20 protein-coding genes are annotated in these 21367 nt (G+C 47.5%); 12 read left to right on the top strand and 8 right to left on the bottom strand.

Annotation, left to right across the window (positions count from 1 at the left end; translation table 11 throughout):
• Positions 1-141: 141 nt before the first annotated feature.
• Positions 142-1848: a M3 family oligoendopeptidase gene (locus BLD48_RS06990; protein ID WP_071499575.1), complete on the bottom strand. Its 1707-nt coding sequence runs from the start codon at positions 1846-1848 to the stop codon at positions 142-144.
• A gap of 174 nt (positions 1849-2022) precedes the next feature.
• Between BLD48_RS06990 and BLD48_RS06995 the strand changes: the two genes are divergently transcribed.
• From BLD48_RS06995 to BLD48_RS07030, 8 genes are all read left to right on the top strand, one after another.
• Entirely contained in the window at positions 2023-2526 is a 504-nt protein-coding gene (locus BLD48_RS06995) for a PTS sugar transporter subunit IIA (RefSeq protein WP_014971262.1), read from the top strand.
• Between the two features lie 168 nt (positions 2527-2694).
• Entirely contained in the window at positions 2695-3456 is a 762-nt protein-coding gene (locus tag BLD48_RS07000; RefSeq protein WP_071499576.1) for an ABC transporter ATP-binding protein, read from the top strand.
• Positions 3443-5359 (top strand): ABC transporter permease, encoded by a 1917-nt coding sequence (locus BLD48_RS07005; protein ID WP_071499577.1) that lies wholly within the window; start codon positions 3443-3445, stop codon positions 5357-5359. The genes BLD48_RS07000 and BLD48_RS07005 overlap by 14 nt, the downstream gene beginning before the upstream one ends.
• An 82-nt stretch (positions 5360-5441) precedes the next feature.
• Positions 5442-6128 carry a response regulator transcription factor gene (locus tag BLD48_RS07010; protein ID WP_071499578.1) on the top strand — a complete coding sequence of 229 codons (687 nt, stop codon included), beginning with the start codon at positions 5442-5444 and terminating at the stop codon, positions 6126-6128.
• A gap of 50 nt (positions 6129-6178) precedes the next feature.
• Complete coding sequence (locus tag BLD48_RS07015) at positions 6179-7117, top strand: sensor histidine kinase (RefSeq protein WP_236629963.1); 939 nt, start codon at positions 6179-6181, stop codon at positions 7115-7117.
• Positions 7110-7874, top strand: a complete 765-nt coding sequence (locus BLD48_RS07020) for an ABC transporter ATP-binding protein (protein ID WP_014971257.1) — start codon at positions 7110-7112, stop codon at positions 7872-7874. Before BLD48_RS07015 ends, BLD48_RS07020 begins: the two co-directional genes overlap by 8 nt.
• Positions 7840-9771, top strand: a complete 1932-nt coding sequence (locus BLD48_RS07025) for an FtsX-like permease family protein (protein WP_083412265.1) — start codon at positions 7840-7842, stop codon at positions 9769-9771. The genes BLD48_RS07020 and BLD48_RS07025 overlap by 35 nt, the downstream gene beginning before the upstream one ends.
• A gap of 25 nt (positions 9772-9796) precedes the next feature.
• Positions 9797-10426, top strand: coding sequence for a helix-turn-helix domain-containing protein (locus BLD48_RS07030; protein WP_071499580.1), 630 nt, complete (start codon positions 9797-9799; stop codon positions 10424-10426).
• Between the two features lie 57 nt (positions 10427-10483).
• Here BLD48_RS07030 and BLD48_RS07035 read toward each other — a convergent pair whose 3' ends face one another.
• The 3 genes from BLD48_RS07035 to BLD48_RS07045 all read right to left on the bottom strand — a co-directional run bounded on the left by BLD48_RS07035 (position 10484) and on the right by BLD48_RS07045 (position 13067).
• Positions 10484-10915 carry a hypothetical protein gene (locus BLD48_RS07035; RefSeq protein WP_071499581.1) on the bottom strand — a complete coding sequence of 144 codons (432 nt, stop codon included), beginning with the start codon at positions 10913-10915 and terminating at the stop codon, positions 10484-10486.
• 66 nt (positions 10916-10981) lie between these two features.
• On the bottom strand, positions 10982-12184 hold the full coding sequence (locus BLD48_RS07040) for an ABC transporter permease (protein ID WP_071499582.1): 1203 nt from the start codon (positions 12182-12184) through the stop codon (positions 10982-10984).
• Entirely contained in the window at positions 12174-13067 is an 894-nt protein-coding gene (locus tag BLD48_RS07045) for an ABC transporter ATP-binding protein (protein WP_071499583.1), read from the bottom strand. The genes BLD48_RS07040 and BLD48_RS07045 overlap by 11 nt, the downstream gene beginning before the upstream one ends.
• Before the next feature lie 180 nt (positions 13068-13247).
• On the opposite strand from BLD48_RS07045, the gene BLD48_RS07050 reads away from it, so the two are divergent.
• Both BLD48_RS07050 and BLD48_RS07055 read left to right on the top strand, forming a co-directional pair.
• Positions 13248-14186 carry a ring-cleaving dioxygenase gene (locus BLD48_RS07050; protein WP_071499584.1) on the top strand — a complete coding sequence of 313 codons (939 nt, stop codon included), beginning with the start codon at positions 13248-13250 and terminating at the stop codon, positions 14184-14186.
• Entirely contained in the window at positions 14183-14782 is a 600-nt protein-coding gene (locus BLD48_RS07055) for an alpha/beta hydrolase (protein ID WP_071499585.1), read from the top strand. Before BLD48_RS07050 ends, BLD48_RS07055 begins: the two co-directional genes overlap by 4 nt.
• Before the next feature lie 59 nt (positions 14783-14841).
• Here BLD48_RS07055 and BLD48_RS07060 read toward each other — a convergent pair whose 3' ends face one another.
• Both BLD48_RS07060 and BLD48_RS07065 read right to left on the bottom strand, forming a co-directional pair.
• Positions 14842-15309 (bottom strand): hypothetical protein, encoded by a 468-nt coding sequence (locus BLD48_RS07060; protein WP_071499586.1) that lies wholly within the window; start codon positions 15307-15309, stop codon positions 14842-14844.
• 458 nt (positions 15310-15767) lie between these two features.
• Complete coding sequence (locus BLD48_RS07065) at positions 15768-16508, bottom strand: SGNH/GDSL hydrolase family protein (protein WP_071499587.1); 741 nt, start codon at positions 16506-16508, stop codon at positions 15768-15770.
• A 43-nt stretch (positions 16509-16551) separates the two neighbouring features.
• Between BLD48_RS07065 and BLD48_RS07070 the strand changes: the two genes are divergently transcribed.
• Both BLD48_RS07070 and BLD48_RS07075 read left to right on the top strand, forming a co-directional pair.
• Entirely contained in the window at positions 16552-17619 is a 1068-nt protein-coding gene (locus tag BLD48_RS07070) for an acyltransferase family protein (RefSeq protein WP_071499588.1), read from the top strand.
• Positions 17620-17670: 51 nt separating this feature from the next.
• Positions 17671-18003, top strand: a complete 333-nt coding sequence (locus BLD48_RS07075; protein WP_235188816.1) for an Asp23/Gls24 family envelope stress response protein — start codon at positions 17671-17673, stop codon at positions 18001-18003.
• Between the two features lie 53 nt (positions 18004-18056).
• On the opposite strand, the gene BLD48_RS07080 is transcribed toward BLD48_RS07075, so the two are convergent.
• Positions 18057-18815: an SLAP domain-containing protein gene (locus BLD48_RS07080; protein ID WP_071499590.1), complete on the bottom strand. Its 759-nt coding sequence runs from the start codon at positions 18813-18815 to the stop codon at positions 18057-18059.
• Positions 18799-21159, bottom strand: coding sequence for a preprotein translocase subunit SecA (gene secA, locus BLD48_RS07085; RefSeq protein ID WP_071499591.1), 2361 nt, complete (start codon positions 21157-21159; stop codon positions 18799-18801). Before secA ends, BLD48_RS07080 begins: the two co-directional genes overlap by 17 nt.
• Positions 21160-21367 lie beyond the last annotated feature (208 nt).

The raw sequence follows: 21367 nt of genomic DNA on the forward strand, positions 1-21367 counted from the left end.
ACCATTCAGGGTTCAGTTCATCAAGAAGGAACAGATCGTTTCGGTTTTTTGTTTTTTTACTTTAAGCATCCGAGTATGATGATTGAGAAACAGGCAAGAAGAAGACTCCTGCAGAAACTGGAAGTCTTGCCTGTAAATCAATCAAACACGATCGAGTGCGAGATCATCCGTTTCCGCCAAGTACGCCTTGATTGGTGCAACGGCTGCGCTGACCGTTCCAGGAGCAAATGGTGATTTCAACCCGGCACGTTCGACGAGCGTGAGGAAACTTTCTGAGCCACCCGCTTTACAGAGTGCGAGGTACGACTTCCAGGCTGCTTCGCGGTCTTGCTCCATCCAGGCATAGAACTGGAAGGCACAAACTTGAGCGAGCGTGTAATCGATATAATAGAACGGACTTCCGAAGACATGCCCTTGCTGATGCCACCAGGCACCTGAATCGAGGTAATCATTTTCTTCATAATTGCGGTGTGGCAAGTATTTTTTTTCAATCGAACGCCATGCCGCACGACGCTCGGCAGATGTTAATTCCGGCTGGCTGTAGATGACGTGTTGGAACTCATCGATTGCGACACCGTATGGTAAGAAGGTGACGCCGCCTGCGAGGTGACTGAATTTGTATTTAGAAGTCTGGTCACCGAAAAACTCTTCCATCCACGGATACGCAAAGTATTCCATCGACATTGAATGAATCTCACATGCTTCATAGGTCGGGAAACCATATTCCGGCACTGTGAAGTGACGGCTCTCATAGACTTGGAACGCATGTCCGACTTCGTGCGTCAAGACGTCGATATCGCCAGCTGTCCCATTAAAATTCGAGAAGATGAACGGAAGTTTTTCGTCGGCAATGTACGTACAGTATCCGCCGCCCGCTTTACCTGGTTTAGCCGTCAAGTCGAGTGCGCCACGCTCGATCATGTACTCGAAGAACTCATTTGTCTCCGGGGACATGTCGCGGTACATCTTCTTGCCACCTTCGATGATGAACGCTTCTTCCCCTTGAGGTGTCGCATTTCCGGATTTGAAAGCAAACCCTTCATCGTAATAATAAAGGGAATCGACACCAATTCGTTGTTGCTGGCGTTCTTTTAGAGAGGTGGCGATCGGGACAATCGTCTCGAGAATTTGCTCACGGTAGTTTTCGACCATCGATTGATCGTAGTCGACACGCAACATCCGGGCGTAACCGAGTTCGACGAACGACGGGAAACCAAGTGTCTTCGCGATGTCGGTCCGGACATGAACGAGTTTGTCGTAAATCGTGTCAATCGCGTCACCGTGCTCTTTTAAATAGCCATAGCGGGCTTCTGATGCTGCTTTTCGAACATCACGGTCAGGCGACTGTAAGTAAGGACCGAATTGAGACAAGTTCAAGATTTTGCCATCAAATTCGATTTGAGCAGAAGACATCAGTTTCGTATATTCACTTGCCAAACGATTTTCTTCCTGGAGCTTAGGAATGATTTCATCCGAAAATGTCTTCAGACTTGCTTCCGCGAGTAAAAAGAGTTGTTTGCCCCACGTTGACTCGAGTGAGGGGCGGAGTGAATGAGCCGTCAAGGTTTGGTAATAACTTGATACATATCCTTGGTAGACGGGACCGGCTTCATCAAAGAATCCCTGCTCCGTTTCATAAAAACTGTCGCGTGTATCGATCGTATGGCGAATCTCGACCAACTGGCTGGCAGTTTCAAATTGATTTCTAAGGGTATTAATCTCAGTGATGGCATTGTTTGCCGTATCGATGTCTGTTGCTTCATGCAACCGATTGATTGCGGCATGCATAGAAGTTTCAAGGACGTTTAGGTCAGGACGGACATATGTAAGTTCTGAAAATGTTAACATGTAAGCGCCTCCTTGTGATTTCTAACTATTATCACACAAAAATACTTGCAAAACCAGAGTTACAAACGTATGCTTTTTGTGAGAACGTGAGCGAGTTCGTATTGAACTGGCTCCTATAAAAAAATCGGATCTTCTTCAGGAAGACAACGATCGAGAAAGTAGAGGGATAGTATCATGGGATTCTTTAAAAAATTGTTTGGTGGTAATGACGCAGGGAACACAAAAATCGCTTCTCCTCTTACAGGTAAAATCGTCAGCATCGAGAACGTACCAGATCAAGTCTTCTCACAAAAAATGATGGGTGACGGAATTGCAATCGAGCCAACAGAAGGTAAAGTTGTTTCACCGATCAACGCAACAGTCGAAACGATCTTCCCGACGAAACACGCCATTGGTCTTAAAGGTGAAGACGGTCTTGAATTGTTGATTCACGTTGGACTAGACACGGTTAACCTAAAAGGTGAAGGTTTCACAGCACACGTTCAATCAGGCGATAAAGTCAAAGCAGGCGACGTCCTCGTTGAGTTCGACCTCGACTTCATCCGTGCGAATGCACCGTCAACGATTACACCAATCATCGTGACGAATCATGATCAATTTACACTTTCTGCTGTACCGGCTGAAGGCACATCTGTTGTCGCAGGCGAAACAGAACTTTTCAAAGCAACACATAAATAATCCATCACGCAACTGACCGGCTCCCTCGTCCTAGACGAAGGAGCTTTTTTGTCGTCTCCGTCCCGAGCTTACTGTTTTGTAAGATGAATGAAAGTCTAGCCGATTCTTGTAAGGGACGTACTCCCGTTACACTAGTGGTAACACGAACAATACGGGAGGAACCATCACATGAAATCCATCTTACATGCAGAACAGATTACGAAAGTCTACCAAACGAAAAATGCCCGGCACGAGGCACTTCATCCGACGACGCTAACGATTCATCAATCCGAATTCGTCAGCATCATGGGACCATCGGGTGCCGGAAAGTCAACATTGTTGAATCTTTTATCAACGATCGATCAGCCGACGGACGGGACGATTCATATCAATGGGGAAGACGTGACCGGGATGCGGGAAAAACAATTGGCACGTTTTCGACGAGAACAGCTTGGGTTCATCTTTCAAGATTTTAATCTCCTCGATACCATGACGGTCGAAGAAAATATTGCCTTGCCGCTTGCCCTCCAACAGCTCCCGAAAACAGATATCCTGGCACGGGTGACCAGTGTAGCACAGGAGTTGGGTATTAGTGACTTGTTGAAAAAACGACCGGTCGAACTATCCGGTGGACAAAAACAACGGACGGCAGCAGCAAGAGCAATCGTTCATCAGCCGTCGCTGATCTTAGCGGATGAGCCGACCGGGGCACTCGACTCAAAGTCGGCCACGGGATTGCTTGAAGCGATGGTCCGGTTGAACGAGCAGGGAGCGACGATCTTGATGGTGACGCATGATCCGATGACGGCGTCATATGCGGAGCGGGTCCTGTTCGTCAAGGACGGGGAGTTGTTCCGGGAAATTCATCAGTTCGGGACCCGGAAGGAATTTTTTGAGCAAATCATGGAAGTGCAACGGGAACTTGGAGGTGCTGCACGTGAACTTGTTTAAGTTAGCGTTCCGTAATTTAAAGAACATTCGTCAAAATATGATGTATCTCGGTGCCGTGACGTTTGCGATCTTAATCTATTATACGTTTTTAGCGATTCGATCCAATGAAGCCATGTTGCAAGCTAATGAATCATACGAAAAATTAGGGACGGTCTTCACGGGATCTAGTGTGATTCTGGCGCTTTTCTCAGCCATATTCATCTGGTACTCGAGTGACTTTTTCCTACGACGCCGGAAACAAGAAATTGGACTCTATGCCTTGCTTGGTTTAGAACGCCAGCAAATTGCCAAATTGATGTTTCTTGAAACGATGGGATACGGCATCATCGGTCTGTTGATCGGTGTGTTGTTCGGAACGATCGCCTCGAAATATTTTGTCCAGCTGCTCGCGTACGTCATGGGCATGAACATTCAAGCCGATTTTTCGATGAATGCCGATGCAATCGGTCAGACGATTCTTGTCTTTTTAACGATTTTCCTGCTGATCGCACTCCGATCAGCGCGGACGATTTACCGGTTTACGTTGATTGAGCTGTTTCAAGCGAAACAACAGGTCGAAACGATTCCAAAAGTCCATCCGGTACTTGCCGTGTTATCCGTGACCTTGATTGCTGTTGGCTACTATCTGACCGGAAAACCGCTGCTCGAACACTTTACGCTCGTCGCACCGATTTTAATGGTGTGTATCATTGTCGGGACGTTTGGGACGATGAGTTACTTCACGATTTTTTTATTGCGTCTACTCAGCAAGCGTCTCCGGCATTACCAAGGCACAAATTTGATTTTACATGGACAACTGGTATCACGGATCAAATCCAATGCGGTCATGTTATCGACGATTACCGTCATCACGGCGGTCACGTTGACGACGGTCGGAACGGCGACGTCCATCTACTATTACATTGATCAGACAGTCGAAGAACAGATGCCATACAGCCTTTCGATTGCGAGTCAACAACAAGCAGCGGAAAAGTTGATTCGAGAGTCGAATCAGACGATCGAGTCGCGGACAATGGTCAACGTCAAGAACGTCACACACTCGCTTGAAGAATTACCAAATCCATTATCGTTGACGACATCGTATCAGACGTTTGGATTTGATGGGGAAAAAGGTCAGTTCAGCTATATCAGTTATTCCGATTATGAGAAGTTAGCGAAGAGTACTGGAAAAAACGTGTTGGCAGAACCGGATTCAGATGAAGCGATTGTCCTTGAGACGTTTAAGGGGAACGATCTATTGAAAGAGACCGTCCGATCCCCGATGGGTGTCACGATTAAAGATGATCATAGTTCCTTTCGAATTACCGGTGCGACGAATTTACCACTCACTCAACTCTATGCGAAAAAACGTCTGGCCTTTGCCGTTTCCGATGATGCCTTTGCGATGATCCCGGAACAAGCAGAGATGCTGACGAACTACCAGTTCTCCGACGAACGTTCGGATGATGGATTGATCCAACGATTGGAACAGCTGTATGGTAAACAAGCAGAGACAGACATGGCAGCGTATTATCCCGTCTATGCCATGACGACGGCGACGACGGGACTGCTCGCCTTTGCCGCCGGTTTCCTCGGACTGGTCTTTTTACTGGCGACCGGATCCATCATCTACTTTAAGATGCTTGCGGAAGCAGAAGAATCGAAACAACGATTTGCAATCATTCAAAAGATCGGGGTCGATGAACAAGAGCAGACCGGGATCATTCGCCGGCTGGTCGGGTTCATGTTCTCTTTACCGTATCTGCTGGGGCTCATCCACAGTCTGTTTGCGATGCAAGTTTTACAAAAATTACTGAACTATAATCTGGTCTTACCGATGTCGCTTGCAATCGGTTGCTATACGGTCGTTTATCTAATGTATTACTGGATCACCGTTCGAGCGTATCGTCAGATTGTCATGTGATTCCAATGGACGGGAAACGAATAATCGTTTCCAGTCCATTTTTTGTCCGGTATCATGGAGGAAGAAGGAGCTGAATTCTCTGATGGAAACAATTTTATTAGTAGAAGACGATCAACAGATTGCCTTGTTGTTAAAGGAGCTGTTGGAACGGTACGATTTTAAGGTGGTACATGAGGACGGGCTTGGGGATGTCGTCGCCCGGTTCGAGGAAACACAGCCGGATGTCATCTTACTTGATGTCAACTTGCCGAAGTTTGACGGGTTTTATTGGTGCCGCCAACTCCGGATGAAGACACGTGCCCCGATTTTGTTCATCTCAGCGCGTGTCGGTGAAATGGATCAAGTCATGGCACTTGAATATGGGGCGGATGATTATATCGTCAAACCGTTTCAAGGAGCCGTCGTCATCGCGAAGATCAAAAGTCAGATTCGGCGGGCTTACGGGACGTTGTCCAATGAAAGTGACGAACGAACGGTCAACAAAGCGGGGATTACCCTGTATCTAGATCGCTATATCGTCGAACATGAGGAGCGGTCGATCGAGCTGTCGAAGAAAGAAGGACTGATCTTAGAAATGTTGTTGACGGCGAGTCCACGGATCGTCAGCCGGGGCGACTTGTTGGAACGGATTTGGGATGACGAAGCGTTTGTTGATGAAAATACGTTAAACGTCAACATCACCCGCGTTCGAAAACGTCTCACCGAAATCGGAATCGGTGGTCTCGAGACCGTCCGTGGAGTCGGGTACAAACTGGTCTTGGACAAATGAAGCTTTTTCTTAGACATACGATTCCGGGGATTCTCTTTTTTAGCGGACAGATGGTGGCATTATTCATTATTTTATGGTTATACGATTTGTATCGACCGGCAGCGTTTTTTTATATCGCACTTTTAAATGGCATCGCGCTCATCATCTATTTGAGTTATCGGTTTTTTAGTATGTTGCCGTTACTCAAACGTCTCCAGACACCTATTCATTCAGTCGCAGAACCGATCCGGGGGGATAGTGATGAACCGCTTGCGGCTGCCGTCGAACAGTTTTTAGAACGCCAGCAGACTGTTTTTCGGAACAGTCTTTTTGCAGAACGACGTAAGGAAAAGGAACGGCACCGGTATGTCGATCAATGGATCCATCAGATGAAGACGCCGCTTTCGGTCATTGAATTGATTCTCGAACACCCGGGAGAACAGTTTCAGACCGATTTACGTCATGAGGTGGACCGGATGCGGATTGGACTTGATCAGATGTTGTATTCCTCACGACTTGAAGCGATCGAAACGGATCTGAAGGCGGAACAGTTGAATCTTCGGACATTAGTGACGGGGATCATCAATCAAGAAAAACGACTGTTCGTCAAAAATCAGGTTTTTCCGAAGCTTGAGCTTTCACCTGATTTATATGTGTATACAGATGCCAAATGGTTTCGCTTCTTATTGCTCCAGCTGATCACGAATGCCGTCAAATATACGGCAGGTCATGGACGGGAGGTCGTCATCCGGGCGTTCGAGCAGGGGGGACAGGTCATCATGACGATTGAAGATGATGGGGTCGGGATACCGAAGCGGGATTTGCCGCGTGTCTTCAATGCCTTCTTTACCGGTGAAAACGGTCGACGGTATGGAGAGTCAACCGGAATGGGACTTTACTTCGTGAGCCAAGTCTGTTTAAAGCTCGGACATATGATTGAACTGGAGAGTACGGAAGGGGTCGGAACAGTGTGTCGTTTAAAACTCGTAGGAGGGAAGCAGGATGATTGAAGTCAAGCAGTTAGGGAAAGTGTATCCCGGAAAAGTGACGGAACAGCCGTTGACCGACATCAATTTTCGGGTCGAGGAAGGGGAGATGGTCGCCGTCATGGGACCATCTGGTAGTGGGAAGTCGACCTTGATCAACTTGCTGGCGACGCTTGATCAACCGAGCTGGGGCTCGATTTTGATCGAAGGCATTGATACAGCGACGTTCAAACGAAAAGAAACGACACGATTTCGGCGGGAGACGCTTGGCATCATCTTTCAGGAGTTTAACTTGCTCGACTCGTTGACGGTTGCTGAAAACATGCTTGTCCCGCTCATGCTCGGTTCGAAAAAAACGAAAGAAGCACGAGAAGAAATGCAGCATCTCGCGAAGCGATTACAGATTGACGAGTTGCTCGATAAGCAGGTCGATGAAGTCTCCGGAGGTCAACGACAACGGACCGCGATTGGTCGCGCCTTGATCCATGCCCCTCGCTTGATGCTCGCGGATGAGCCGACGGGAGCGCTTGATTTTCAGGCGACGAAACACGTCATGGAGTTGTTGGCAGAGTTAAATGCATCCGGGATGACGATGGTCATCGTCACCCATGATCCGACAGTTGCGTCTTATTGTAACCATGTCCTGTTCTTAAAAGACGGGAGTATTCAGACGGAGTTGTTCCGGGATGAACCACGTCGTGTCTTCTTTCAGCGTGTCATCGAATCGCTTTCACTATTAGGAGGGGATGAACATCACTTATCTGCAATACGCCCTACGTAATATCAAACGCTATCAACGTCTGTATTATGGCTATGCGCTGACCATCATCGTTGCGATGACGATTGCGACAAGTTATTGGAATCTCGTCGTGAGTGAATCTTTTCAAAATATCGCGAAAGTCTTAAGTCAACTCAATCAAGTCATTGAATTGACGATGTTTTTTGTTTTTATCGCAGAAGTCATCATCTTATTTTTTAGTATTCTATTTATCTATTCGACGACCTACACGATGCTTGAGCATCGGAAAAATGATTTACGGATCATGCGGACACTCGGCAGTGGATTTTCGCATTTCTTAAAATACTTCCTGATTGAGATTTTGATTGTCGGTGGCTTGGCGATTACGGCCGGAATCACGCTTGGTGTCGTGTTGACGAAATTGATGTTACTATCGATCGAAAAAGTCATGTTTCTCCCACGGTTGACGATTGAGATTTCAATCACCTCCTTTTTGGTCTTGATTGCGGGGGCGTTACTTGCCCTATTGATCGCGACCTTCCTCGCGATTTATCGGTTTCGACCCGATCGTCCCGTCCGGACCCATTCACGTTTTCGGGTCCGCCTGAGTCTGACCGTTCAGGTATTGGGCGTACTCATGCTGTTTTACGGTTATTTCCTGGCATTGACGCGGCAGGGCAACTTTTTGTTCGTTTTTCCGTTCGTCATTTTCGTCGGCTCCTTTTTTTTCTGCCGGCATGTCATTCCAACACTGTTGAAACTATATCGCCCCCGGCGTTTGTCGTTACGTAAATTAATCGTCTCCGAGATTGCGGTCCAACTACGGACGAACAGTACGCTGGTAGCGCTCGGGACGATTTTGACGTCGTGCGCGTTGACGGCGGTGGGGCTTGTCTTTGTGTTTCAACTCATCGGTTTTGATGTATCATCGAAAAACCAGTTTGGTCTCGTTTATTATGAAGAATCGACAAAACCGTCGAAGCGGCTTGAAACGATCCAGCAGACGATGACCGAGACGTTCCCGGATAAATACCAACAAGCCGTCAGCTTAAAATCCTTTAACACGCGCTATGTGATGCCATTATCGGATTACAACCAATTGATGCGGCATCTCGGATATGAACGGCGCCCCTTGACGAGTGGACAGGCGTTCATGGTTCCGGCTCGACCGGTCCAGGTCAAGGAAGTCACACCGACGATGAAGCAAGCACAAGCGGAGATGAAGCAGGCAGGTTACGCTTTAACGAGGGCTTCGGATCATGGTCTGTTGTTCGGATACAACGACCGGATCGAGACCTTGTTTGTCGTCAGTGACAGCGACTTTGCGCGTATCAAGCGTCCGCTTGCGACCATCCATGTATTTGATACACCTTCCTATATGGACTACGGAACAAAACGTTGGGAGAAGTGGATGTCGATCGTTCGCAACATTCAATCCAAATCCGACATGGCCAAAAAGGCAAAGGCACCGTACCAACTGATCAATGAAACGGAAGATGAACTGGATGGCATCCGGATTGTCCGTCTCGTCTCATTCGTCGTCATCTTATTGACTGTCTGGTTATTCGTCATCAATGCAAGTTTCCTGCATGTGTGGATGCAGATGACGGCAGAGAAGGAACAGAAACGGTTGAAAACGTTGTTTGCCCTTGGCTTCAGCAAACGCAGTATTCGAACCTTTCTGCTCGTCAAGTATGGAGCAGTGTTGATGGTCCCGTACCTGATCTCGATTTTTCACGCCTGGTTACTGTTTCAGGTGATCTTGTCTGAAGGAGGTCTGGACCTCGGACCGTTTCTGCCCCTCTCCTTGATTTGGATTGGTATCGTCACGTTTTGTTACTTGATCAGCATCTTGCCGTTGTGGGTGCGTTATCCACGTCATCTGCTTAAAAAATCGTGCGAAAGTTCGATGTATCCGATACCTGATTCAAGGGTATGATAAAAGCATAGCGAGGAGGGGTAACATGCTCGACCATTCACCTTACCGGGGATACGGTGACCGCATCCGTATCTTACGAGAACGAGCCGGTATCTCGATTGATCAGTTGGCAAAAAATCTAGGTGTCGCGTCTTATTTCATTCGACGCACCGAATTAAGCGAAGTATATCCGACAAAAGCGTATATCGAATCGTTGGCGGAAGCGTTGCATATTGATTCAAGCTATTTGGCACGGCATATCTGGACCGGAGAGTCCTTGAAGTTCGTCATGCAAGAAAAAACGCCGTTGGAAGAGATGCGATTAGCTTACGAGCAGACGATGGGGCAGGACGAGACGATGATCGAACAGCAGCTTGAGGAACGGATGCGTTTATTTGACCTCATGTATGACGAAGACGTCAAGCGAATCGAACAGACGATGAGTGCGACGGAGCAACGGATTTTCCATGAGCTTGTCGAAGCTGTCATGGAAGCAGGGGAATTGAAGCGTGAAGAAGCGACCGAGACGTTTGAATTGTTTACAGATAAGCTACCGACGATGCTCCAACTCGATGAGTACCTCGACCGTCTGACGGAAGGACTCGATGTCCCGGAAACCGCCTATTATACGAAGTTCAGTCAATCGAGTAATCGTGCCCGCTATCACCGGAAATGACCGAACGAAAAACGCCATCTCTTAAAGAAGAGACGGCGTTTTTTGATGGATGATCAATTAACGGTGTGGCGCAGGACGTGGTGCACGGCGTCCTTGTTGTCGTGTCCGTCCGATCAGGAAACCGATGATGGCGTTAGCAATGATCAAGACCCAACCGACATAACCGAAGTTCAAGGTGAGGCTACCGAGCATCGCCTGCCATTTGAAAATCATCATGAAGTCTCCTCGAATCAGAAAACGAGCGACACAGACGAGCAAGACCGTCGTCCCACCAATAAAAACACCGATCCAGCTTCCGTATAGACGTGAAGACTGGACTCGGAGAGTGACGAGGGACCAATAAAACAGACTGACGATAAATGTCGTCCCTCCGTAGGCGAGGACGAGTTTCCATGTCTCACTTGCTTGCGGGAATTTCGTGAACATGACAAGGGACGAGACGATGGCGGCAGCTGTAAACAAAATCGCTGCCCAAAAACGAGACCGCATAACGTAGTTCCTCCTCAAGGCTTTTTCTCACCTAACGATAGCGGAAACGGTTCGTCTTGTAAACCACTACTGGCGACCACCTAAAATACGGCGTAATTGTTTTAATGGATTTGATCCGTAGAATAAAACGCCACCGCGGTAGAACTTTGTTCCGACGAAGAGTGCAAGAGCGATGCTGACTCCCATCAAGACGAGTGATAAGGCAACTTGCCAGACCGGGACTTCCGTCAGCATGACCCGTAAGAACATCAGCATCGGGGTAAAGAACGGGACAAACGATAAGACGACGACCGCTTGATTCGTCGGTGCATTCAGGCTGAAGATGGAGACGGTGAACGCTGCGACAATCAACATGATGACGGGTAACGTCACCTGTTGAGCATCCTCGACCCGACTGACGAGTGAACCCAGTGCAGCGAGCAACGTCGCATACAGCAGATAACCAAGCAGGAAAAAGACGAACAAGTAGGCAATCGTCTTGACGCTTAGTGAATCCAGCGATAGCTCGTCAAACAGACTGCTGCTTTGTGCACTGTAGTAACCGACGCCGACGAGTAACGACAGCTGAATGAGACTGACGGTTGCGATTGACGTGATTTTCGCAAGCATGTGCTGAATCGGACTGGCCGCTGAAATCAATAGTTCCATGACCCGTGATGATTTTTCATTCGCGATTTCCGTGACGATCATCCCACCATAAATCGCAATCGTGAAGTACATCAAAAAGAGCAAAACATAAACGAGAGCCGAAGCGGCAAACAACTCATCTTCATTTTTCCCACCCGTTGAGGTCAATTCTTGTTTGACTTCGATTGGTTCGGCGAGAGACGCGAGTAAAGCGGGATCGACATCTGCCTCCGTGATGATGTTCTGATCGCGGACTTGTTTTAAGGCCGTCGATAGCTGTGTCTGCAGTTCTTGTTCCGGACTGGCACTAATCAGTGTGACACGATACGGGTCATCGGACAATAAAGCGACCGCATCATAACTACCTTTGTCGACGACTTGTCGTGCCTGCTTTTGCGTGTAGTCTTTTTCGGTAATAGCGGTTTTGATACCGACTTGCTTTAAAACGGGGAGTATGTTGGTGTCAAGTGTACTGACGACGGCGATTTTCGGATCATCACCGGAGAACCAGTCGATGATCCGTTCGATATTGCTGAAGCCGACGAGAAAAACGATCATCAGGACAGTCGAGATCAGAAAACTTTTAGCCCGCAATTTTTGAAACAGACTGAAACGATACAAGGTGAAGAATTTATGGTTCATAACGTTTTCCGACCTCCTCGATGAAGATATCTTGTAGTGATAACTGATCCCAGACGAATCGTTCGACGCGGAATCCTTCCGTGATCAAATGACGTAACAATGAATCGGCGGCTTCTTTTGATTCGACTTGTAAGCTATGGCCGGTTCCGTCTGATTCGACTTGAAGAATCCCAGGAAGCGCATCCCATAACAGCGGAGGGGCATCTGTCGTCAGTAAGACACGTGTCTTCCCGTAGCCCGCTTTGATATCGGGGAGATAGCCCGCGACGACCGGTTTTCCATGGTCGAGGATCGCAACATGCTCACATAATTCTTCGACATGATCCATCCGGTGGCTCGAGAAGACGATTGTCGTGCCTTCTGCCGTCAATTTACGGACGGCCTTCTTTAACTGTTCAACATTGACCGGATCCAGTCCGCTGAACGGTTCATCTAAAATCAATAAGTCGGGTTTATGTAGGACGGCGGAAATCAATTGAATTTTTTGTTGATTCCCTTTTGATAGTTGTTCGACCCGCATCTTTTCATACTGTGGAATCTGAAAGTAGTTCAGCCACTCCTGCAAAGACTGCTTGGCATCTTTTCGTTTCATGTCGCGTAATTCGGCTAAAAAAATCAACTGCTCATCGACGCGGATTTTCGGATACAATCCACGTTCTTCTGGGAGGTAACCAATCTTTGAGAGCGGAATCGGTTGTCCTTTCCACGTGATCGAACCTTCCGTCGGTTTCAGCAAACCAAGTAACATCCGGAACGTCGTCGTCTTACCGGCACCGTTCGCTCCCAGCAAACCAAAAATTTGTCCTTCCGGCACTTCAAAGGACAGTTCGTCAACGGCCGTGAATGCTCCAAATCGTTTCGTGATCTGTTTAATTTCTAGCATAGGGATCAGTCCTCCTTCATCAAGATAGGTCGTACGTGTCACGTTTCGTTTCCTAATACTTCTACGAAGGAAATGGGTAAAGGTTCCAAAGAAAGAAATCAATCAAGCATATCTGTTTACTTTTAGTAAATTAGTTACTATTATTTTGTTATAAGGTAGAATGAAGGGGAGAAAATACTCATGAAAACAAAAGGGATTCATCATATTACAGCAATGGTCGGCAATCCACAGGAAAATCTTGATTTTTACGGAACGATACTCGGGTTACGTTTCGTAAAAAAAACCGTCAACTTTGATGATCCGGGGACGTATCATTTTTATTTTGGCAATCAGTCCGGGGCACCGGGGACGATCATCACCTTTTTCCCGTTTGAAGGGATTCAGCAAGGGAAAGTCGGTGCCGGTCAAGTCGGGACGACAGCCTATGCGATTCCAGCCGGTGCCTACGATTTTTGGAAAAACCGCTTGACCGCAAAAGATGTCATGTTTGAAGAAGCTGAACGGTTTGGAGAAAAGCAATTGTTCTTCAAGGATCCGCATGGCTTACAAATCGAACTGGTCGAACGAACCGAGGGACCAAACAGCCGTTTTGAAATCGACGGGATTTCTACCGACGTCGCCATCAAAGGGTTTGCCGGAGCGACTTTGCTGTCGCACGATCCAACGGATACGGCACGTCTTTTGACGGAAGCATTCGGATTGACGCTTGCGAAACGATCGGAAACGATGGACCGATACGCAGCGGCCGGTGAATTTGGAAACACGGTTGACGTTTTACACACGAATGTCCCTGTCGGACGACCGGGAGCAGGAACCGTTCACCATATCGCGTGGCGCTCGAACGACCAGGCGGATCAACTCGATTGGATGAAACAAATCAATGCATTTGGTCTGATGACGACAGAAGTCAAAGACCGCCATTACTTCACATCGATTTACTTCCATGATCGGGGTCGGATTTTGCATGAAATCGCAACCGATACCCCTGGTTTTGCCGTCGATGAAGCGTTTGAAGCACTGGGAGAAGATTTGAAGTTACCAGAGCAATTCGAAGCACACCGGGCGACGATTGAAGGACATGTCGCACCAATCACACTACCAAAGGGGAGACTTGTATGATTCATCTATTTGAACCAGCGAAACAACCGGGCGCACCAATTTTTCTTTTGTTACACGGCACAGGCGGGACGGAGCAGGATTTGATTGGGCTCGTTTCACTATTACATCCGGAAGCCGGCTATCTGTCGGTCCGGGGCGAGGTGACGGAAAACGGAATGCCACGCTTCTTTAAACGATTGGCAGAAGGTGTGTTTGACGAAGCAGATCTTGCGCTCCGGACAGAACGACTCATCGCCTTTTTACATGAATCAAGTGAAACGCATGGTTTTTCCGTCAATCAACTCATACCAGTCGGTTATTCGAACGGAGCGAACATCGCGGCGAACATGATGTTCGAAAAACGGTTGTTTGAACAGGCGATCCTGCTTCATCCGATGGTCCCACGACGTGGCGTGGCTTTACCGGATTCCGCACAAGTCCGAATTTTCATCGGAGCTGGATCGAATGATCCAATTTGTCCGGCTTCAGAAACAGAGGAGCTGACTCGACTACTCGAACAGGCCGGCGCAGACGTTGACGTGACTTGGTCCCATCATGGTCACCAGCTCGTCATGCCGACAATCGAGGCGGCAACAAACTGGTTGGCTAAACAGTAATGGCACGCAAAAGGCATGGGATTCAGGAGAGGGTGTCCTGAATCCCATGCCTTTTTGAGTTAAGCAGGATGATCACTTTTTGGACGAGAATAGACGATGAGGACACCACGTTCGACAAGTTGGTTGGCAAGCGTTTCGATCGCTTCTTGGGATGTTTTGGTTTGTGTGATGTGTTTATAGAGGTGACGGAGTTCACGGCGCATCGGTTTACGGATCAACCACATGCTATCGATGATGAGACACCAGGTCAAAACCGTGTCATGACCGATGTAAAACTGAGTTTGACGATCGAGATAGCGAATCCACCATTCATCCCGAGCCATTTTCAATACGATCCCTGTGATCAAGATGACGGATAGAGCAAGCGGTACACTTTCATAGAAGGGAAGGTTCGAAAGGGTATCACGAAGTCCGGTCATGAAACTGAGCATCGTCCATGCAATGAGACCGATGACGAGCCAATAGCCAAAGTTGACTGTACTTCGTTGCCGCACTATAAGTCGTGGTTTTAGAATTGGGGTAGCCATCAGAATCACCTCCTTGTTAAATAATCGAATTTTCTGACAATTTATAGTTGTCCCTCTACTATAGTTACTTTTTCCCGAAACGTCTAGTCGTTAGACATGGAAAATGTGTTTCTTTCTTGACGAATTTCGTGTACGCTAAAAAAAGAAAGTGAACGGTTACATACAAGGGGGAGAAAAGATGGATCAAGTCGTATGGATTTCAGTCGGTATCGTCGCAATCGCTGTATTCTCAGCATCAAGCATCGCCGCGTACATGGGTGTCAAAAACCAAGAAGACTGAACAAACAACAAAGGTTCATGTTCTGCATGGACGTCAGAAAAAGGGAGGTTCCGGTTGCGGAACCTCCCTTTTTTCAGCCACTTGTCAGATTAGCAGTCGGATGATGTGTCTTTTTTTGTCCGGTAGAAACTGTACAGGATACTGACGACGAGAACGATCGCGGACGCCAGGAGAACCGCTATTTATTTTCTGTGATTTGGAGATGTTCAGCAAACGGCTTCAAGGCATCACTCCAGCGCAAGTAGCCACCACCAACCAGATGTAGACCATCGTAGGTCATCCGGTTCTGAAGATAACCTTGTTGGTTGGTCAAGGTTGGTCGTAAGTCGACGAACGGCATGTCGACTGATTTTGCGAGCTGTTCGAGATTCCGATTCAAGGCTTCGACTTCCCGATTGACACGAACGGAATCGGAATATTTAGGAGCGACAGGTAACGTTGACTGAATGACGACATCGATGTTATTTTTTCGGAGTGTCGTCACGATGGTCGTCATGTTTTCCGTAATTATTGGAATCGGCGTGAAATGGCGGATGTCATTGATGCCTCCCATTAAGAAAACACGTTTTGGTTTCATCTCGACAATCAGATCAAGCCGAGTTAAAAATCCTTCCGTCGTATCACCCGGAATCCCGAAATTGACGATCGTCGGATCATCTAACAGGATCCGCCAGTCACCAAAATTAGTCATCGAATCACCTAACATGACAGCATTCGGTGATTTTGGGTATTGATAAGTATGGAAAAGACTATTCAGACGGACATAGTTCGGATTTTTTGTGTATTGGAATGTCGTCACGGGTTGCGTACTCGTTGCAGGAAAGGCGGATTCGAATAACTCGATGGGCTTTCGTCCTAGTAAGAGGGCAAGGAGGACGACGTTTACGACGACCGATAGAATGATTAGTGATTTTTTCATAAAACAATCGTTCCTTTCGAGGGAGTATAAGGGGTAGTGTAACATGAATCGAAATCCATGGTTTGACAACATCAAAGGATTTCTTGTCATTTTCGTTGTGATTGGTCATATGCTGACGGATCTACGGTTTGATTACGATGGGAAATTACTCGAAACAGTATATTTAATCATCTATTCGTTCCACATGCCATTATTTATTATTTTAAGTGGTTACTTCTTCCGTGAAAATAAATATTTACGGGTGATCCAACTCTTTGCCGTCTATTGTGTCTGGCAAATCCTGATCGGTTCGTGGGCGACGTTTAATGAAGGATTGCCCATCCTGTCTGGAGAAAATATCGGAACCCATCTTTTACGTCCGTACTGGGCACTCTGGTATTTATTCGTCATGGTCGTCTGGTACATCGTCACACCGTACGTCGTTCATCTGCGCGGGTATGTCTGGTTTGGTCTAGCCTTTGCCCTGTTGTATGGCTTTGAGCTAGAAAACACAGGATTTTTAGCTTTACGGAAATTAATCATGTTTTACCCTTACTTCCTCTTAGGGAACTACTTGTCGGAACATGAATTCATTCGCATCTTTGAAATGCCGAAAAACTTTAAGCGGCGAATGAACGTGCGATTGATCGGCGGACTGGCGTTTGCGAGTGTCGTCGGTTTTCTTCTATATGAGGCGTGGCGGGATACGCCTCAAGAAATCGTCGCCCTCGCCAATGCTTTCAAACATCGCTTCCCGTATGTTGTCCAGTACGACAGTGATGCCTGGATCGGTGTCTTAAAACACGGCGTGATCTATTTTCTCTCGATTACGGCGTCACTTGGATTCATGATGCTTGTGCCGATGCGTCGTCTGCCGCTCGTGACACGCGCCGGCGAACTCAGTTTGTATGTCTATCTGCTTCACGTCTTCTTCGTCATGGCGTGGCGGCAATACGTGACAGAGGCATTTGTGCCGCAGCCGTGGCTCGCAATGTTGATTGTCACCGGTGTCGCGTTATTGATTGTCGGTCTGATCATTCATCCGCTCGTCGTTCGAATCTTACGGCCGTTGATCGAGATTGATATTCGGCCAATCGTCGAAGAACGACAAGACCTTTCAAAAAAAGGTTAAATGCTATACAATTTAAAGTAGAGCGATTAATTGATGAAGGGCGTGGATAGTATGTCATATAACTTAAATAACGCGGATGGTGTCGTAAACGTGTCTCAGCAAGTCATTGAAGTCATTGCTGGAGTAGCAGTTCAGGAAACAGAAGGGATTGCCTTTACACAGGACGATTCAAAATTACAGGAAAAACAGATGGTCAAACTCGTGAAAGTCGAAGATGTCGACGGTGCGATCACAGTCAGTCTGTCGGTGCATATCAAATATGGGATGTCGATCATCAAAACGGCCGGTAAAGTACAGGAACGGATTGCGCAAGACATGGAAAACATGTTGGCGTTCCAACCAAAAGCAATCAACGTCCGTGTCATCGGTTTATTAAAAGGATAATCAAAAATGGACTTTTCGTCACTGACGAGAAGTCCATTTTTTTGAAGAAACGATTAAGGAAGATAACGTAACGCGAGTGAATCCGTTACTTTTGCCGTGTAGTCAAAGACGAACCGGATGGCGCGTTCGCTTTTGGCAGAGACCGTGACAGCTTCATGCTGAGTGGTTGAAACGGTTTGATCGCCGCAGGTTAATTCAAAGTCGAGTGGATCGAGCTCAATCGACTGTTCACTTGGATTACGGACTAGGACGATGGCATCGACGGTCTGTTCACGTTTGAAGAGTGAGACCGGCAACAGCGACCAGCCATCTGTCGGCGGCGCAGGATGAGAGAAAGCAATTTGTCGAATCAAACGCTGCTCCGGAGCGGTGAACGAATCATCAATCACGAGATCAGTTAACTGCTCATTCGAGAAGACGAGTTGGAGCGGAGCATCCAATGTCGACAAATCGACGAACTGCTCTTCCTCTGAAAAATCGAGCCAAAGCGGTAATGTCGCTTTCGGAAGAAGTACCGGTACTTCCTCAATCGTGAACGTTTTCCGAGCGACGAGCTGATCACCCGACAATACAAGGACAACCAAGTCATTGAGCTGGAAATGTTGCTCGAGCGTATTCTGGAACAGAGCAATCAGCTGTAACGGTTCCGTCTGTAAGACTTGAAACAAATGGATCGCGAGCTGACCAGGTCCAAGCTTCGGTAACTGATTCAAGGCATAACGAAAGACATATTCGTCTTCCTTGACGATCGGCATATCCTCGGTGAAGTAAAGAGCAGGTTGAATCAATAACGAATCAGTCGACGGTTGCATGAATCAGTCCTCCTGGTGTAGACGTCTCTTCCGAACGGCAAAGTCCAGAAACGACGTGTTTTTCAAAACTTAAGATGGCATACCGGAAATAATCCATGCCTTCTCGTTCAAAGATCCGGACGGGTTGTTCCTGCCCATAACTACGTAGGTGGATTCCTTCTTTCAACGAGTTCATCGCTGTCAGATGGCTTGTCCATTGTTCATCCAGTACAAGCAACATGAAACGTCGCGCCGCTTCTTCCTGTTCGGCTAAGTGGACTGTCATCTGTTGTTCGACGGAGTCGATCAACGGTTCGAGTTGTTGTTTGACGCCATCGATCGTATCAGCTAAGACGAGTGTGATCGGTTGATGAAGGAGTTGTTCCAGTTCCGTTTTCAGTAAATCAATCGGCCATTCTTCCGGGACCAGTTCGTCTGTCAAATGATGTTCGAGGTACAAATGAATCGTCCGAGCCGCAAATGGTCGGACGAACTGATCCAGTGTCGTCGAGTCAACGATTTGATTACGCAGGCGATAGATGGCAAGACGTTGTTCGCTGATGACTTCTTCGAGTTGGACAAGATCGTCGCGGACACTCCGGTTGACGGATTCGCATGTCTCTTGCGCAAACGCCATCAATTGTTGGGCTTCTTTCGCGCTGATGGGTCCTGTGACTGATCCCAGCTTCTTTTTTACGCGAATCAGGCGATCGCGTGCGAAACGCCGGGGCAGATCATCTTCTAGCGAAAGATAGAAGCGGGTCCGCCCGGGATCACCTTGACGCCCGGCCCGGCCACGCAACTGATTATCGATCCGGACGGATTCATGTCGCTCTGTCCCGATCACAAACAGACCGCCTTTTGCTTTTGCCGTATCATCGAGCAGGATATCGGTTCCACGACCGGCCATGTTCGTTGCGATCGTCACCCGTCCCTGTCGTCCGGCGGATTCGATGATCCGTATTTCTTGATCAACCGTTTTGGCGTTCAAAATTTCGTAAGGGATCTGTCGTTCGTCGAGAACATGCGCAACCTTCAAAGACTGTTCGATCGATGTCGTTCCGATAAGGACCGGTTGTCCGGTCGCATGTGCCGTTTCTGTCGCTCTGGCGATTGCCGTATATTTTTCAGAACTGGTCAAGAACAGGACATCTGGTTCGTCGACGCGGATTTTAGGACGGTTTGGTGGAATCGAGACGACGTCCATCCGGTAGGTCTTCAAAAATTCATCACGCGAAGTCGCAGCAGTCCCTGTCATACCGGAGACATGGTGATACAGGCGGAAATAATGCTGGATCGTAATTTGGGCCGTCGTCCGATTTTCTTCCGTCACACTGACTTGTTCCTTCGCCTCAAGTGCCTGATGGAGACCGTCAGACAAACTGCGCCCTTCCATGAGACGCCCGGTGAACAGATCGACGAGGGCAATCTTATCATCCTTGACGATATAATCGACATCACGTTGTAAGACGACATGAGCCCGGAGTGCCTGGATGACATAATGAAACAAAACAGCATGTTCAGCGGCAAACAGCTGATCGATACCAAAAACCTGTTCAATCGTTTCGATGCCTTGATCGGTCAGGGCAACCGCTTTGACCTCTTCATCAAACGTATAATCTGCGTCTTCGATAAAGTCTTGGATGACGTGGCGGACGAGCTGTTGCAACCCTTCATGAACCGTATCGCGTTCTGCCATGATGAGGGGCGTTTTCGCTTCGTCAATTAAGACGCTGTCGACTTCGTCAATCAAGGCGAAGCGAAGTGGACGTTGCAGGCGATCGTCTGGCCGCATGATGAGATGATCACGGAGATAATCGAATCCGAATTCTGTCCCGACACCATATGTAATGTCAGACGCATACGCGTGTTGTTTTTCTTCAAAAGATAAGTCAGCAGAATTGATACCGACCGTCAAACCTAAAAAGCGGTGAATCTGACCGATTTGCTCGGCATCACGTCTGGCCAGGTATTCATTGACTGTGATGACGTGGACACCTTGTCCATGTAAGGCCTGTGTGAAGCTTGCGAGCGAAGCGACTAACGTTTTTCCTTCACCCGTCGCCATTTCCGCGATATGTCCTGAAAGAAGCGACAGCCCACCGATTAACTGGACATCATAATGACGTAATCCGAGCGTCCGTTTACTCGCTTCCCGGACAAGCGCGAAGGCAGTCACCGTGATGGTTTCGATTTTTTCACCGGCTTGAAGACGGTCTTTTAAGGATTGTGTCAAACGTCGTAATTCTTCATCCGTTTTTTGTTCCATTTCTGCTTCTAAGCTGTTAATTAATAAAACGGTTTTTTCGTAACGCCGCATTCTACGACTCTGTTCATCTATTAATTGTTTAACACGCTGAAACATAGTTGGTCACTCCTTCAGTTCGACTATCAGACTCGTTTTTATTATAACAGTTAAAAATTGTAAAACGAATAGTAAAGAACGAAAAAAGTAAAACATTCCCTTGAATATGAAAACGCTTTCTATTGAAAGGAGTCTGCTTTTTAAGTTGTTTTTTTGATAACGCTTGCAAAGAAGTGAGGGAACAGGTAAAATAATTCTTGAGGCAAGT

Source organism: Exiguobacterium sp. KRL4, assembly GCF_001870785.1.
GTDB lineage: Bacteria > Bacillota > Bacilli > Exiguobacteriales > Exiguobacteriaceae > Exiguobacterium_A.